Raw genomic sequence first — 14,400 nt, 5'->3', positions numbered from 1 at the left:
CGTCGGCGAGAAAGATATGTCTGAACTTTTCCCGTGCGGCATTCGTTGAAGAAATTGTCTTCACGACTCGTTTTGGCAACATTCGGATGAGGCAGCTTTATTCATTTTATTTAGACGCGTTTTGGATCGCACTTAAATCGATCCTGGAGCACAAGCTTCGCGCGTTTCTGACGCTCATCGGCATCATCATCGGTGTTGCGGCAGTCGTCGTAGTAGGTGCTTCGATCAGCGGCCTGAAAACTTATGTAGTTGACCGCGTAGGAAAGATCCTGGGCTCGAATCACTTCATGATCACGCGTATCGCCTCGACGGGGCGATTGTCGGACGAGGAATTCGAACGGCTCAACCGCCGAAACAAGGAAGTGATATGGGACGAGTATTTGTATGTAAAGGCAAACTGCCCTAACTGCTCGCACGTCGGTGCCCAAAACAACGCGTCCGCTGAGATCGACCGCGAAGGCATCGAAATGCCCGCGGTCCGCATGATCGGAAACACCGATAATTTGTACGAGATCGAGGACAAGACGATTAGCGAAGGCCGTTATTTCACCGCCGATGAAGTCACGCGAGCTGCATCTGTTGCGGTTATCGGCACCGACGTGAAGAAGCGCTTCTTTGAGAACGTTTCTCCCATTGGCAAAACCATTAAGGTTCGCGGCGTTCCGCTCGAAGTGATCGGAGTTGAAGAGGAACGCGGCTCGTTCCTGGGAGATTCACAGGACCGTCACATCTATATCCCTATCACGCTCCACGCCCGAATTTTCAATCGTACCGGCGGCATACAGATACACGGCAAGTCGATAAATGACGAGGTGTTCAAAGAGTCCATTGAGGACGCACGACTCGCGCTCAGAAATAAGAGACAGCTTTCAGGAAATGAGGAAGACACTTTCAGTTTGGTAAACGTCGATGAGTTCAATTCACAGATGGATCAGTTCACAGGTGCCATCGCCGCTGTGGTCGTTCCGATCACTATGATCATTTTGGTGGTCGGCGGCATCGTTGTGATGAACATCATGCTCGTCTCCGTTACCGAACGCACGTTCGAGGTCGGACTAAGGAAAGCATTGGGTGCTTCGCGTTCGCAAATACTCCTGCAGTTCCTGATCGAATCGGCTCTACTGTGCGTATTGGGAGGCATTCTCGGGCTCATTCTTGCGGTAGCGGTCACTCAGATCATTGCAGCACTCGCGGGAATGACAATGACCATCACCGTCGGTTACATAATTCTCTCGGCAACGGTTTCCAGTGTCATCGGCATTATCGCCGGGCTCTATCCGGCTTGGAAGGCGGCGAGGCTCGATCCGATCATCGCACTCACACACACTTAATTATGCGCTGGACGACATCCCTGCCCATTGAAGTGGTCAAAATGGCGATCGATTCCATTCGGTCGCACAAATTCCGTTCTTTCCTGACCATCCTTGGCATCGTCGTAGGTGTGATAACGGCGATCGTCGTCGCTTCGATCTTGACCGGAATGCGGCAATCGATCGTTTCCATCGTCGAGGAGTTCGGCACCAACAACATTTACGCCTATCATCTCTCCACCGGACTGGGCCCGCCGAATCGAGACGAGCGGAACCGAAAGCCGCTGAAAGACGAGGACGCCGCCGCAATACTCAGACAGGCGTCGACGATATCTGACGTTACTGTGATCGCCCCGAACATTGGATCTTTCGGCGGACAATTCGAGGATAATCTGGTGTACGAGGGCAATAATTATCGCTGGGCTCTGACCGACGGCGTACTTCCGAATTACGCCGAGATGCTGAATCTCAGCCTCCGAGCCGGGCGGTTCATCACCGAGGCGGACGACCTGCAGCGTCGGAATGTACTTGTCGTCGGAGTAAACACTGTCGAGGCGTTGTTCCCCGGAAAAGAGGATGAGGCCGTTGGCAAGGTCGTCCGGATGAACGGCACAACGTGGGAAATAATCGGGGTCATCGAAAAACGGAAAGCCGGCTTCTTCGGAGAGAACGAAGAAGACCGTAAGGTGGTGATGCCTTACCGAACCGCGCGCAAGGTCGCTCCTGACCGTCCGGAACTTCGTATGGTCGTGCAGGCTCAGGACGGCCGCATATCCGAAGCGGTCCAAGAGATCGAAACGATACTTCGTCAGAGGCGGAACGTCGCCGCGGGCGAAGCTAACAACTTCGACATCAAGACCGCCGACAATTTTATAGCTCAATTCGACGGCGTTATCGGCGGTGTGGGATTGGCAGCAATAGCGATCTCGTGCCTCGGACTTCTCGTTGGCGGCATAGGCGTGATGAATATCATGCTTGTATCAGTAACTGAGCGGACAAAGGAGATCGGCATACGCAAGGCCCTCGGGGCCACGCGCTCGGCGATCGTGCTGCAGTTCCTGCTCGAGGCGATGACCCTGACGCTGATCGGCGGGATTATTGGAGTGACGTCCGCCATCTTGATCAGCGGATTGATAATTCTGTTCATTCCGTCGCTACCGGCACAGGTTCCGCTGTGGGCGATCATCACCGGCGTTTCGGTTTCGGTGGGCGTAGGCCTCGTTTTCGGGGTTCTTCCTGCAAGAAAGGCGGCCCGTCTCGACCCGATCGAATGCCTTCGGTATGAGTAAACCGCAAACTGTCAGAACCTGGTCAATTCACCATCGTTCGGCTCAGCTGTCTCCGATGCTGCAGCTTCAAGTTGTTCCAACGTATTCTCGTACGTATTTATTTCTTCTTTCGCCCGAACCTTATGCCCGTCCTCGGAACCGGGCGCAGATCCGTCCGCATCCGCCTTCGGAACCGTACGCAGTATAAGGTCCACAGGCATTTCAGCCTTATCGAACTCCAGGTGAAATATCTTTGTCTCAGTTCCGTCGCCGGACGCACCGCTGATGTTTCGTATAGTAGCGAGCGTGAAAAACTCGGTTTCGGGAATGACAACCTTCACGCGGTCCCCGATCTTCGCCGAGATATCAGCAGAGAACGACATTCCGCCGGCGCTTATGTCGCGGGTCAGCACCTCAGACCGGTTACTGGTTCGAGTGGCATCGTCGCGAACGGTCACATTGACCTTGAATTTCCGCCAGAATCTGGAATGCTGCCTCGCTTGGAACTGGCTTGCGGCCTCAGTAATGCGCCAAAGTCCGTCTTCTCTCACTCCGGTGAGCCGATAGCACTGGGTCGGATCTGCCTTGAATGACTCAGGAAAGACCTTGCCGATAAATGCCAGGCCGACACTGAATTTATCGCCGTCCTCGGACTGGACCTTAAAGCAATGCTGTACGATGCCAAGCATCGGGTAAATGGGCTCATTATGATCGTACACTCGCAGTTCAGACGGGAGTTGAAGAACTGTCGACACGAGCCGCCCGACAGGTAGCTGACGCGAAAGGATCAGTGCGGCGCCGTTCTTAGCATAGGTTGTAGTGACAGTGCGTTCTTTCCAGACGTCGTCAGAGCTTTCGCGAAACTGAACGAGCGCCTCATAGTCGGTATTGACACGGCTCGCACTACGCTGTTCCGTGACCTCAGGCGGATCGTCAGAAGCGGCTATCTCTATTACAGTTTCCGTGCTTTCTTCTTTTTCGGCCGGAACGGTCTGTTCAACTCCAAGCGTGACGGAAGCGGCACTCTCTGCGCCGCGGGGCTTTTTTCTTCTGGCCATGGTCGGATCTTCTCCTGTGGGAACACACCCTCAAAAACGGCAACAGTTCGTCGACCTGCGGCTCAGTTAGTTCGGAATGTAATTCAACAAGTACCTAATATAGCCGGGAACATCGGGGGGTGGGATGCCGACCCTAAGAGACTAACCAACTTATGCTGCAATGTCAATGGGATTTTTTGCGATTTTTTTACATCTAGCCGATGCAGCTTTTTCCGTTAATGTGCACTCGATCGGCCCGAAAATTTTGTCATTGATCGCCGTCCAGATCCACTGTCTCTTCATACTGCGGCACGACAACGTTCCACCCGAATCTATCTCGGATATGATCCGCCATCGCCGCTGCCGCATCAGGCTCGCCGTGAGTCGTAAACACCTTTTTCGGCTCTGCCGGCAATCCTTCCAGCCATCGTAGCACTGCTTTCCAGTCTGCGTGGGCTGAGAATCCATCCACTTTTTCAATGTGACAATTTACCGGCACCATGCCCTTCATTATCTTGACCTCTCGGGCTCCGTCCTGGATCTTCCTGCCTGTCGTGCCTGCCGCCTGATAACCGACAAAAACTACCGTCGCGTTCTCATTCGGGAGTATCCGCATAGCGTGATGTACAACTCGGCCGCCGGTCAGCATTCCGGAGGCCGAGATGATGATGCGGGTTCCGCGCATGTCGTTCAGGCGCTTGGACTCTTCTTTCGTCGAAGTGGTTTGCATCGAGCGCGTCCGAAGCGGATGCTTTTTGTGAGCGAGCAGCGATGCATATTCTCGGTCGTGTTCCTCATGCCAGCGGTTGTAGACCTGCGTCGCCTGTGCCGCCATAGGCGAATCGACAATTACCGGCAGCACCGGAATTCTGTTTTGTTCTTCGAGTTCACGGATCAGATAAAGCACTTCCTGAGTTCTCCCGACAGCAAATGCCGGTATCAATATGGGACCGCCTCGTTCAGCAGCTTCGTTGATGATGCGAACCATTTGATCCGCCGCCGAAACATCGCCGTGCAGTCTGTTTCCATATGTTGATTCGACCATCAGGTAGTCGCAAACCGGCGGCGTGGCAGGGTCTTTAACGATCGGTTGATCGTAGTGCCCAAGGTCCCCGGAGAAAAGGAATCGCAGCGGATCGCCCTCGTGTTCCATTTCGACCAAAACCAAGCTCGCTCCCATGATGTGCCCGGCAACCATAAAGCTGGCCTGAATGCCGTCACAAATGGGACGGGCCTGACCGTCATTCGGCACAGGCTCCAGCAGTTCGAGTGCCGCCCGTGCATCCTGCTCGTCGTAAAGCGGCAAAGCGGGCTGATGGGTGGTCAACTCGTGCCGATTGCGATAGTCGGCCTCTTCTTCCTGCAGTCGGCCTGAATCTGGCAGCAATATCTTCAGCAGATCGGCAGTTGCTCTCGATGTGAAGACGGGCCCATCGAAGCCCAACTTTACCAACCGCGGCAGCCAACCTGTATGGTCAATGTGCGCATGAGTAATGACGACCGCGTCGATCTCTAGCGGATCGAAGGGCGGATCCTGCCAGTTCCGTTCACGCAGTTCCTTCAAGCCCTGAAACAGCCCGCAGTCAACGAGTATTTTCTTGCCGTTGTGCTCTAAAAGATATTTCGAACCGGTCACGGTACCCACCCCGCCGTAAAAGGAGATAGAACTCATAAAGTTGTCACACGAAAGAATTAGCGCATCGCAGCGAATTTCGCCTCGGCTCGCGGATCGGCCATCACCCAGGCCGCCCATTTGCCAATATTATTGCTGCCGTATTTTACCCAGCCGAAACCATTCTGGCCCCATTCCGGACCGAAGGAATTCTTTACAAGCCATGCACCGCGCTCGTCATCCCAGCCGGCGATCAGCAGCATATGGTAGGGCCCGTCCTGCGATTGCTCCTCGTCGAAGATACCTTCCCCATAAAGTATCAGACAGGAGTCGAGGTTCATCGTCGCGACAAGCGGGCCGTAGGTTACGAGTGCCTTCTTGATCTGTTCATTCGTCGGAACGTTTTGCGGCGTGCTGCTGACAAAGTCCCAGGTCAAGGCCTTGACCGACGCTGTCTTATCACACTGCCATTGCGGATACCCGCTTTGGTCATATGCGTCCCCGCGTCCCAGCGGCAGGCCGTGATCGACCATGTACGAAAATGCCTCGCCGTGCCAATTGATACTGCAGAGTTCTTCTCCAATGGCCTTTGGCATCATACAGCTGACCAATCGAGGGACGCTCGGCAGAAGATCTTCGGACGCTCGAGGCGATCCGCGATCAGATCGTCTCGCCTCAAGCTGACGGCTGATCTGCATCGCGTCGATGGTCGAGAAAGCCCAACACGCATTGCAGTGAAAGCCTTGGTCTCCGGCCGGCAAAAGATCAAGCCCCGCTTCGCGCCAATCAAACTTTGGCAACCCATCCGAACCTGAAGTTCCCGCAAATATCCGCATTCGAACACGGCTTTTTTCCTCGTCTGTCGCGTTCGGATGGCCGGCAAGCCATTTATCCCATTGCTGATTAGCGAACTTGTTCGCCTTTTTCAACTTCTTTTCAGCCTCGCGACGAATCTTTTGAGAGCGTTCCGTTTCTCCCAGCGGCACTGTCCGCCCGTATGTACCCTCGATGAATCGAATGTCATTGATTTTATAATCGAACAGATCGACACGATAACCCGGGATGATCGTGCTGAGGACCTTCTCGTACCAACGTTTGCCTCGGGGGCCGTATGCCTTTGCGACCCTTGGAGGGAATTCTACATCTCGAAATGTGTAGCCCCTTTGGGCGTCAGGCCCCCGCTGATCGATACACGCCCCTTGCTCTCGTGCCTTTATTATTAGATCTTCTGTGTTCTGGGCAATTTGCGGAAGCGGCACACCAAGCAAGAGAACAATGCCGATGGCGGCGATCCTCGGCTTAACTGCACCACTTCGAGACGTATAGATGTTCATCGGTTGCTCGTTGATCGTTAGTCGCCTTTCGAACCTTTGCCGATGTTGCATGTCTCATCGATAGGTATGCATATCGTGCCGCATGGCTTTGTCCCCGGACCGCAGCCGCCGCCGACCCCGATGGTGAGTCTATTGACCACCTTCTTTACGCACTTGGTCTTTTTGATGATCTTTTCAATATCGCTGCGAACCTTCTTCGTGGTCGCCCAACCCTCTAACGTCACCACGCGATCCTTGCTCCGGATGTTGATGTGTTCCATTTGATCGGCGTACTTCGCACCGACGGCTGTCATCAGCGTCTCAACAAGCTGGTCATCGGTCACGGTCCTGCAGTCGACTCTTTGAGCCGATGCCGAACCCGAGGACGCAAAGACCAGGACAAAGAACAGGAACGCCGTCCCGAACGAAAGGTGTCTCATAATTTTCTCCTACTGTTTGAAGTTTGTGACCATTGAAAGAAGGCTATATCTTGATTGTTTTCCGAAATATATGGAATCACCGTTAGGCGAAACCGCAAGCGAAGAATAAAAAAGACGCGGGTCGCTGTTCTTCGTCAGCTTTCGTTCTGTACCGCCGCCCAACGACAATGTCCAAATATCGTCTGTTCCCTCTCTCCGAGCAGAAAATACCATCAATGTTCGGTCTTTGGAAAGAAAAATATTGCCCGAATACGCGCTCTTTAATAACGCGGCCTTCAAATACTTCATATCAGCGACGTTGATCATTCCGATCTCGACGTCTGAAAACGTACGCCCCGTCTCTTGCTGTTCCGGCAAGGCGATTATCAACCCACCGCCGTCCGCTGTCCAACCGAGCGACCTGACAAACCTGCTGCCGCCGTACAGTTCTCGTGCTACTCCGTCTTCCGATGCAATACGCACGCCGTACTTCTGTTTGCCGTCAGCTCCGGTTTCGCGCATTCTGGTCGTAAAAGCAACCGAGTTTCCGTCTGGCGACCAAATTGGCGAATAAAAATAGACTTCCCCGTACTCATTGGATGTAAAAGGCTTTTCTCCCTCGCCATCCACGCCTGCCGTCCAAATGTTCGATACTCCGTTTCTGCGTGATGCAAAGGCGATCCGCTGTCCGTCAGGCGACCAACTGAATTCATTAGCCTGCACACGAAGATATGGCAGGATCGAATACGACGGCGGCGAGACGCCATCCTTGGTAAGCTTTACCGTCGCCCCTCCAGAAGACGCAACGACGTTCAGAACATACTTCTCACCTTCGACGCTTAGGAAAGCGACGCGTTTTCCGTCAGGCGAGAATACAGGAAGAAATCCTTTTTCAGAGACTTGCGCCTGCGGATTCTCTGTCCCAATTTCCTTAGATCTTAGCTTGCCGGTGAAAAGATCGTTTCCCAAACTCAGTTCTTTAGATGACTGGAATACGAGCCTCTTGCCGTCAGGTGAGACATCGGGCCAAAGCTCCGAATTGATCTCTGACGCTACAGGAAACTCTCGGCCCCCGGAAACGGCCCAAATGTCCGACTCCTCTTTTGCGGAGCCCAACAATATTTTCGACCCATCTGACGCGACGTCCAGAGCGAAAATGTCACGTTCCGAATTCATCAATTGCCGCGGCTGACCGCCTCGCATATCAGCGCCGAATAGCTGAAATCGCCCGCTAGTCTGCGTCGAGAAAACGAGGCCTTCGCCCGAAGGCAGCCAGACTATGTTTCGCACTTCAGAATCACCCGTAAAGATCTCTTTTCCGCTGCGGCCGTTCTCATCGCCGGCTAAAAGCACCCACGAGCTTTCGTTCGCAACCGTGAATGCCGTTTTCTTACCGTCGCTCGAGACGGTTACGTTCCGGACTGCAAGCTGAGCGTCCTTGAAACCGGTCATACGCTCCGGCACCCCGCCGGCGGCATTGACCCTTTGTAGTTCGGAATCAGCCTCAAAATATATATGGCCCGATGCCAGCCAACCGCGGATGGCGGCCGCACCGTCCTTCAATTCGCTTACAAGTTGAGCCGAACCACCGAGTATTGGAATGCGCCATATTCCCGGCTTGCCCCCGCGATCCGAAAAATATGCGATCTCGTCACCGTTCGGCGACCAGACCGGATTTTCACAGCTTGCGTCGCCTTGCGTGACCTGAACCGCTTCGCCGGCCGTCGCTTGTTTCACAAAGATCTGTTTGCCGCCGTTCTTGCTTGATGAGAACGCGATCATCTTTCCGTCCGGAGAAAATGATCCTGAAACGTAAACCTCGCCCGGTTGGCTTGCCCAGCTTGCGATCTCGGCGATTTGGATATTTTCTGAGGAGAAACCATTACTCGACTGAAAATAGATCAATGCAGTGGGAATAACGCCTGCCGCCGCCAACACCGGCACTAACAGCCAAAACCACGGTCTTCGCTTTTTTGCAACGCTCCCCTCTTGTATCTCCGCCGACACCGGAGCCTGACCCGCCGAGAGATTCCCTTCTGTCCGTTCATACTCCTTTGAAAATTCGACGTGTTTCCTTAGCGCTCTTACATCCAGCCCAAGTTCTCGAGCACTTTGGTACCTTTCGGCACGGTCCTTTTTGAGGGCCTTTTTGACGATGCGTTCGAGTTCCGGCGGACAGTCAGCCATTACGCTTGGAAGCGTCGGGGGGTCCGTTTTCAATATTGAGGCAATAATGTCGCTGGACGTCGAACCATTGAACGGCGGTTTGCCCGCGAACATTTCGTGCATCATTGCGCCCAAGCTCCAGATATCAGCCCTTCCGTCGATATCCGGAACCCCACGCACCTGTTCCGGCGACATGTAATTCGCCGTCCCGAATATCTGCCCCGCTTTCGTCTGAAACAGCTCCCTCGTCTCGTCGTCTTCGTTCGACACCGCGTTCTCGGTCAGCTTCGCCAAGCCGAAATCCAACACTTTGACGATCCCGTCTTCGCGGATCATCAGATTATCGGGTTTAATGTCGCGATGAATTATGCCCGAGGAATGTGCTGCATCCAACGCAAAGGCAGTTTGTTCCGCGATCTTGAGTGCCTGCTCGAATTGCAGATCCCTCGATATGATCAGATCGCGCAGCGGCCTGCCGGCCACGAACTCGGTCACCAAATAATGAATTTCGTTGTCCTCTACGAATTCGTAGATCGTGAGAATATTCGGATGATTGAGAGCGGACGCAGCCTTCGCTTCCTGTGCAAAACGCGAGAGCCTTTCGGGATCGTTGACGGCATCGCCGCCGAGCATCTTTATTGCGACATCTCGCCGCAAGCTTTCGTCATGAGCCAAGAAGACATCGCCCATGCCTCCGGCACCGATTTTATCCCGGATGATATAGCGGCCAATTTTATCGCCGACTTGCATAGGAAAAACTCCCGCGTAGCCACATCAACTACGAGAGAGTTTAAGCCTGAGCCTGCGTTTCGCAAAGCGTCAAACAGCCGTGTCGTTCGGAAAATCGATTATACGTACCGAAGGCAGGTCACGGCGGGATTCCCTTGTACGCCTTGCTGACTGAAGCAACCTTGCAGGCGTATCGCCATCTTCGCCAAAATGCGCGGACCCGATGTTCAACCTGATCTCAAGCCTCTCACCATTCACGATCTCTATCTTTCGGGTGTAAAAGGCACTGTGTATCCTCGCTACTATCTCCGTCGCGATCTCTCGCGTGGCCGTCGGCAAAACGATCAAAAACTCGTCGCCGCGTGAACGGGTGATAGTGTCCATCGAACGAAGAAGTTCCTTTAGTATCCCTGAAACGGCCGTTAGGACGCGGTCACCGGCGGCCCCGCCGTACGCAAGCACGATCGCGTCAAAGTCTCTTATGTTCAATGCAACGACAGTTATCGGGCGATCGGCTCCCCGACGCTGGGACTCAGCTACGTGCTGCTCCAAGACTAGGTAGAATGCTCGCTCATTCGGGATACCTGTCAACTCATCGATCAGTGCGTTTGTCGAATTCTTTTCAAAAGCCAACGACGCCCCTATCACCGGCTCCGATCGAATAGCGATCGCATCAAAGACGGAACGGTCTATCCTGGCAAGGTTATAACTGGGTTCAAAAACCAATTGCAGGACAGCTATTGTCTCCGCCCCGCGTTTCAGAGGCATAGCGACTGACGGCAATTGCTCAGTTGACTCGAAACCGGATTCCACCCTTCCGCTTTCCCAAGCCCTGCCTGCCAAGCCGCTGCCTTTGGCCGCTCGTTTGTCAATAAAGGCCTTTTGATGGTCTCCCTCCGTTTCGACCACAAGGATCTTGTCGGCGCTGTCTCCCTCTAACCACAACGCCGCACCTCTAAAATTGGTGACCGATCGAAGTCTTGCCACTATGATCCGAAACGCATCCGGAATGTGCAGCGAACTCGCCAGAGCGGTTTCTCGTTCGCCCAGAGCGGATTCGATCTCATCGAGGATCTCTACAGGATCGTCCTCGTTCCGAGTGGTCGGACGATCGGTTTCTCTCAGCTGCAGGTAGGTCAAACCGGTGGCGGCGGCTACGATCAGAATAAAAATGACGATACGTGCGCCGGCATCGATCTCTGCTATACCTATCGCAAAAGCTCCGAAAGCGGCTATGAAAGTCGTTGCTGCGGCCGAGGGAAATTTGATTTCAGACATGATCAAATGGTGATTCTGAGCGGGCTCTTTGGGAAGGCTAGATAGAGGTACCGAGAGGCTGGGACGGGCGTTTGGAGCCCACGTTTTAGGATAAATTCTCAATGTCGCATGCGTCAACATTTTTTTCTTCGATTCCGGCGAAAATTGCCGAAACAAATATTTTCAAAAGCCTCCGTTTTTCTGTTGACAAAAGCATCAGCAATCTCTATCTTAACGTTTGCTCTGAGAAAGAAAGAGCTTGGAGCAAAAGGCCGTGTTCGATCGGCCAAGTTCCCGGAAACGGGAAAATACTTTGAGAAGAAATAGGAGTCTTAATAAAGAAATGAAAAAGGTAATCGCACTTTCAACTGTCCTCGGCCTCAGCGCTCTCGGCATGGCTTGCGGCGGCGACGCTCCGGCTAACAATGCAAACAAGCCGGCTAATAATGCAAACGCTGTCAAACCGGCAAACACACCGGCGACCAACATGCCTGCTGCTGAAACAGCACCTGCTTCGAACGCCACCAACACGGCTGCTTCGAATACGGCTGCTAAGCCTGCTGCCAACGATGCCAAACCGGCAACCAACACGGCAGCTAATGCTGCTAAGCCGGCAAACACCGACAAGAAGTAATCTCTTTTCGGAACCTGACTTGGGCCTCGCCTTCGGGCGAGGCCTTTTCAATTGTCGCGGGTTTGATGACCGGTTTTCGCTTTTTAGCCACTTGACAAGCCACTATTACAAAATTATATTGACGGTTGTTCCGCACTTTGTCGTTTTTTGACGTCAAGGAACAATGGTCATGCTTGCGTGGCCCTGGTTTAAATTAGATCTAATCTTTGAGAAGAACAGGAGAATATTCTTGCTATGAAAAAAATTATTGCCCTCACAGGCGTTCTCGCACTCGGTGCACTCGGTATGGCTTGCGGCGACAACACCGCAACCAATGCAAACAAGGCTGCTGCTAACGCGATAAATGCTGCCGCTAACGCTATGCAGACTGCTGCTAATGCTGCTCAGACGGCTGCCAATTCGGCTGCCAACGCTGCTCAGACCGCTGCTAATGCTGTTTCGAACGCTGCTAATACGGCTTCGAACACTGCTGCTAATGCTGCGAAAACGGATGACAAGAAAGACGAGAAGAAAGACGACAAGAAATAGTTCGTCGCTTCTTGGAAGCAATTCGAGGCCCGATCGCATAAGGCGTTCGGGCCTTTTTGCTATGTCGATCTCAGTAATTCCGCCAACTCGCCGGCACTGAATATCGGGCGTTCGCAAACCATTTCCTTACAGACGTACACCTTAGCATCGCCTCCTTCGCGTCCCTCGAATATCGGGAGCTTGTCCTCATCATCTCCATCGCGAAGCTTTGCGATGACAGCATTTGGCATATAAGCCATATCGACAATTCTTTCGACCTCGCTTCCGACAGGCCCCGTTATGACGACCTCTCGGCTTTCACCGATAGAAAACTCCATGGCAGACAACGCTCGCCCGAAAGCCTGCGGATGCCGGACTGCCTTCCCTGCGGCCAACCGTAATATCGACACAGCGTAGCTCTCATATTTCCCTTCGCCGGTCAGCCGCTCCAGTTTTAAGAAAACGTCAGCAGCGACCGAGTTTCCCGACGGCGTCGCGTTGTCGTAAAAGTCCTTGTTGCGGACGATAAGTTCCTCATGATCGTCTGAGGTAAAGAACAAACCGCCCTCATCATCGTCCCAGAAATGCTCGATCATCGCGTCAGCTAACGAGCGCGAGGCATCCAGATATCTTAGTTCGCCGGTCGCCTGAAACAATTCCAGAAGCCCATCCACTAGGTTTGCGTAGTCCTCAATATATCCGTTCAGTTTCGCCTCGCCGTCTTTCCAAGTCCGCAGCAAACGTCCGTCCTTGGACAATTGCGAAAGGAGAAAGTCGGCATTCGCTCGGGCAATCTGAAGATATCGCGTCTCACCAAAGACCCTTCCGCTCTCCGAGAATGCAGCCAACATCAGCCCGTTCCATGCGGTCAGCACCTTATCATCACGCAGCGGCTTGACACGCATTTCCCTCTCCGAAAAGAGCCTTGCCCGCATTTCTGTAAACTTCTCGCGGGTCGAAAGTATCTCTTCATCTGGGATACGTCGTAGATTCAATATGCTCGCCCCTTCAAAATTACCAGACGCCGCAACATCATATGTTTTGTTGAATATAGCAGCATCATCTTCACCTAATACATCAGCCGCTTGCTCCGGCGTCCATACGAAAAACTTCCCTTCTTCGCCTTCGCTGTCGGCATCCTGAGCAGAGTAGAATCCGCCTTTCTCGTCGAGCATTTCGCGAATGACATACTCGATCGTTTCGATAGCTACGCAGCGAAACTCTTCATCACCGGTGATCTGAAAAAGGTGCACGTACAGCCTGATCAACTGAGCATTGTCGTAGAGCATCTTTTCAAAATGCGGCACCAGCCAGATCGAATCGACCGCATAACGGTGAAATCCGCCGCCGAGCTGGTCATAAATTCCGCCGCGGGCCATCTTTTTCGCAGTAAAGGCGACCATATCAAGAGCCTTCTGTTCGCCCGTGCGATACCAATATCTCAAGAGAAAGTCCATCGACATCGCCTGCGGGAACTTAGGTGCACCGCCCCAACCGCCATTGGTCGCGTCGAACGAACGCACAAAACTCTGATAGGCCACATCGAGCAATTCGGAATTGACCGGCGACGAACCACCCGTCTGTGTCATTCGCCGCAACTCACCGAGAATATCGTCCGCTGAGCTCATCAGCTCATCACGCCGCTCGTTCCATGCCTCGGAGATACTAAGTAATATTTGCCTCCAGGACGGCATTCCGTATCGCGGCGATGGCGGGAAATATGTTCCGCCGAAGAACGGCAGTTTGTCCGGCGTGACGAAAACATTCATCGGCCAACCGCCGCGTCCCGTCGTAAGCTGCACGAAACTCATGTATATCTGATCGACATCAGGCCGTTCTTCCATATCGACCTTGATGTTTATGAACCGCTCGTTCATAACCGCGGCGACTTCCTCATCCTCGAAACTTTCGTGCTCCATCACATGGCACCAATGGCACGCCGAGTAGCCTATGCTGACGATCACGGGCTTATCTTCAGCCCTTGCCCGCTCAAATGCTTCATCGCACCATGGATACCAATCGACGGGATTATTGGCGTGCTGCTGCAGATACGGACTTGTTTCGTCTTTCAGGCGATTCGGCGTTCGTGTCGTGTCGGTCATAGGTCAATTCTTTCACTCTAATTTTGCCAATGCAAAACTGTTCACC

11 protein-coding genes are annotated in these 14,400 nt (G+C 53.2%); 4 read left to right on the top strand and 7 right to left on the bottom strand.

The annotated features are described in order from the left end of the window. Positions 1-86 precede the first annotated feature (86 nt). Both IPM50_14825 and IPM50_14820 read left to right on the top strand, forming a co-directional pair. Positions 87-1,331 carry an ABC transporter permease gene (locus tag IPM50_14825; GenBank protein ID QQS32907.1) on the top strand — a complete coding sequence of 415 codons (1,245 nt, stop codon included), beginning with the start codon at positions 87-89 and terminating at the stop codon, positions 1,329-1,331. Between the two features lie 2 nt (positions 1,332-1,333). After that, positions 1,334-2,599 (top strand): ABC transporter permease, encoded by a 1,266-nt coding sequence (locus IPM50_14820; GenBank protein QQS32906.1) that lies wholly within the window; start codon positions 1,334-1,336, stop codon positions 2,597-2,599. Between the two features lie 11 nt (positions 2,600-2,610). On the opposite strand, the gene IPM50_14815 is transcribed toward IPM50_14820, so the two are convergent. The 6 genes from IPM50_14815 to IPM50_14790 form a co-directional block, all read right to left on the bottom strand. Beyond that, positions 2,611-3,636, bottom strand: coding sequence for a PilZ domain-containing protein (locus IPM50_14815; protein ID QQS32905.1), 1,026 nt, complete (start codon positions 3,634-3,636; stop codon positions 2,611-2,613). Between the two features lie 247 nt (positions 3,637-3,883). After that, positions 3,884-5,287: an MBL fold metallo-hydrolase gene (locus IPM50_14810; protein ID QQS32904.1), complete on the bottom strand. Its 1,404-nt coding sequence runs from the start codon at positions 5,285-5,287 to the stop codon at positions 3,884-3,886. A 20-nt stretch (positions 5,288-5,307) separates the two neighbouring features. Further along, a complete protein-coding gene (locus tag IPM50_14805; GenBank protein QQS32903.1) occupies positions 5,308-6,561 on the bottom strand; it encodes a hypothetical protein in 1,254 nt (417 codons plus the stop codon). Positions 6,562-6,578: 17 nt separating this feature from the next. Beyond that, positions 6,579-6,980 carry a BON domain-containing protein gene (locus tag IPM50_14800; GenBank protein QQS32902.1) on the bottom strand — a complete coding sequence of 134 codons (402 nt, stop codon included), beginning with the start codon at positions 6,978-6,980 and terminating at the stop codon, positions 6,579-6,581. Positions 6,981-6,989: 9 nt separating this feature from the next. After that, positions 6,990-9,815, bottom strand: coding sequence for a serine/threonine-protein kinase (locus IPM50_14795; GenBank protein QQS32901.1), 2,826 nt, complete (start codon positions 9,813-9,815; stop codon positions 6,990-6,992). Positions 9,816-9,944: 129 nt separating this feature from the next. Next, positions 9,945-11,132, bottom strand: coding sequence for a GGDEF domain-containing protein (locus IPM50_14790; protein ID QQS32900.1), 1,188 nt, complete (start codon positions 11,130-11,132; stop codon positions 9,945-9,947). A gap of 322 nt (positions 11,133-11,454) precedes the next feature. Between IPM50_14790 and IPM50_14785 the strand changes: the two genes are divergently transcribed. After that, complete coding sequence (locus IPM50_14785) at positions 11,455-11,745, top strand: hypothetical protein (GenBank protein QQS32899.1); 291 nt, start codon at positions 11,455-11,457, stop codon at positions 11,743-11,745. A gap of 234 nt (positions 11,746-11,979) precedes the next feature. Further along, positions 11,980-12,273: a hypothetical protein gene (locus tag IPM50_14780; protein QQS32898.1), complete on the top strand. Its 294-nt coding sequence runs from the start codon at positions 11,980-11,982 to the stop codon at positions 12,271-12,273. A gap of 59 nt (positions 12,274-12,332) precedes the next feature. Here IPM50_14780 and IPM50_14775 read toward each other — a convergent pair whose 3' ends face one another. Further along, positions 12,333-14,354 carry a thioredoxin domain-containing protein gene (locus IPM50_14775; protein ID QQS32897.1) on the bottom strand — a complete coding sequence of 674 codons (2,022 nt, stop codon included), beginning with the start codon at positions 14,352-14,354 and terminating at the stop codon, positions 12,333-12,335. Positions 14,355-14,400 lie beyond the last annotated feature (46 nt).

The sequence above is a fragment of the Acidobacteriota bacterium genome, assembly GCA_016700075.1.
Classification (GTDB): Bacteria; Acidobacteriota; Blastocatellia; order Pyrinomonadales; family Pyrinomonadaceae; genus OLB17.
The sequence above is the reverse complement of the archived record's forward strand: the minus strand, read 5'-3'. Positions and strand labels throughout refer to the sequence as shown.

What these genes read in the sequence shown, in the direction of transcription:
- IPM50_14825 (QQS32907.1), top strand. Translation starts at nt 87, where the DNA reads ATGAGGCAGCTTTATTCATTTTATTTAGACGCGTTTTGGATCGCACTT.
- IPM50_14820 (QQS32906.1), top strand. Translation starts at nt 1,334, where the DNA reads ATGCGCTGGACGACATCCCTGCCCATTGAAGTGGTCAAAATGGCGATC.
- IPM50_14815 (QQS32905.1), bottom strand. Translation starts at nt 3,636, where the DNA reads ATGGCCAGAAGAAAAAAGCCCCGCGGCGCAGAGAGTGCCGCTTCCGTC.
- IPM50_14810 (QQS32904.1), bottom strand. Translation starts at nt 5,287, where the DNA reads ATGAGTTCTATCTCCTTTTACGGCGGGGTGGGTACCGTGACCGGTTCG.
- IPM50_14805 (QQS32903.1), bottom strand. Translation starts at nt 6,561, where the DNA reads ATGAACATCTATACGTCTCGAAGTGGTGCAGTTAAGCCGAGGATCGCC.
- IPM50_14800 (QQS32902.1), bottom strand. Translation starts at nt 6,980, where the DNA reads ATGAGACACCTTTCGTTCGGGACGGCGTTCCTGTTCTTTGTCCTGGTC.
- IPM50_14795 (QQS32901.1), bottom strand. Translation starts at nt 9,815, where the DNA reads ATGGGCGATGTCTTCTTGGCTCATGACGAAAGCTTGCGGCGAGATGTC.
- IPM50_14790 (QQS32900.1), bottom strand. Translation starts at nt 11,132, where the DNA reads ATGTCTGAAATCAAATTTCCCTCGGCCGCAGCAACGACTTTCATAGCC.
- IPM50_14785 (QQS32899.1), top strand. Translation starts at nt 11,455, where the DNA reads ATGAAAAAGGTAATCGCACTTTCAACTGTCCTCGGCCTCAGCGCTCTC.
- IPM50_14780 (QQS32898.1), top strand. Translation starts at nt 11,980, where the DNA reads ATGAAAAAAATTATTGCCCTCACAGGCGTTCTCGCACTCGGTGCACTC.
- IPM50_14775 (QQS32897.1), bottom strand. Translation starts at nt 14,354, where the DNA reads ATGACCGACACGACACGAACGCCGAATCGCCTGAAAGACGAAACAAGT.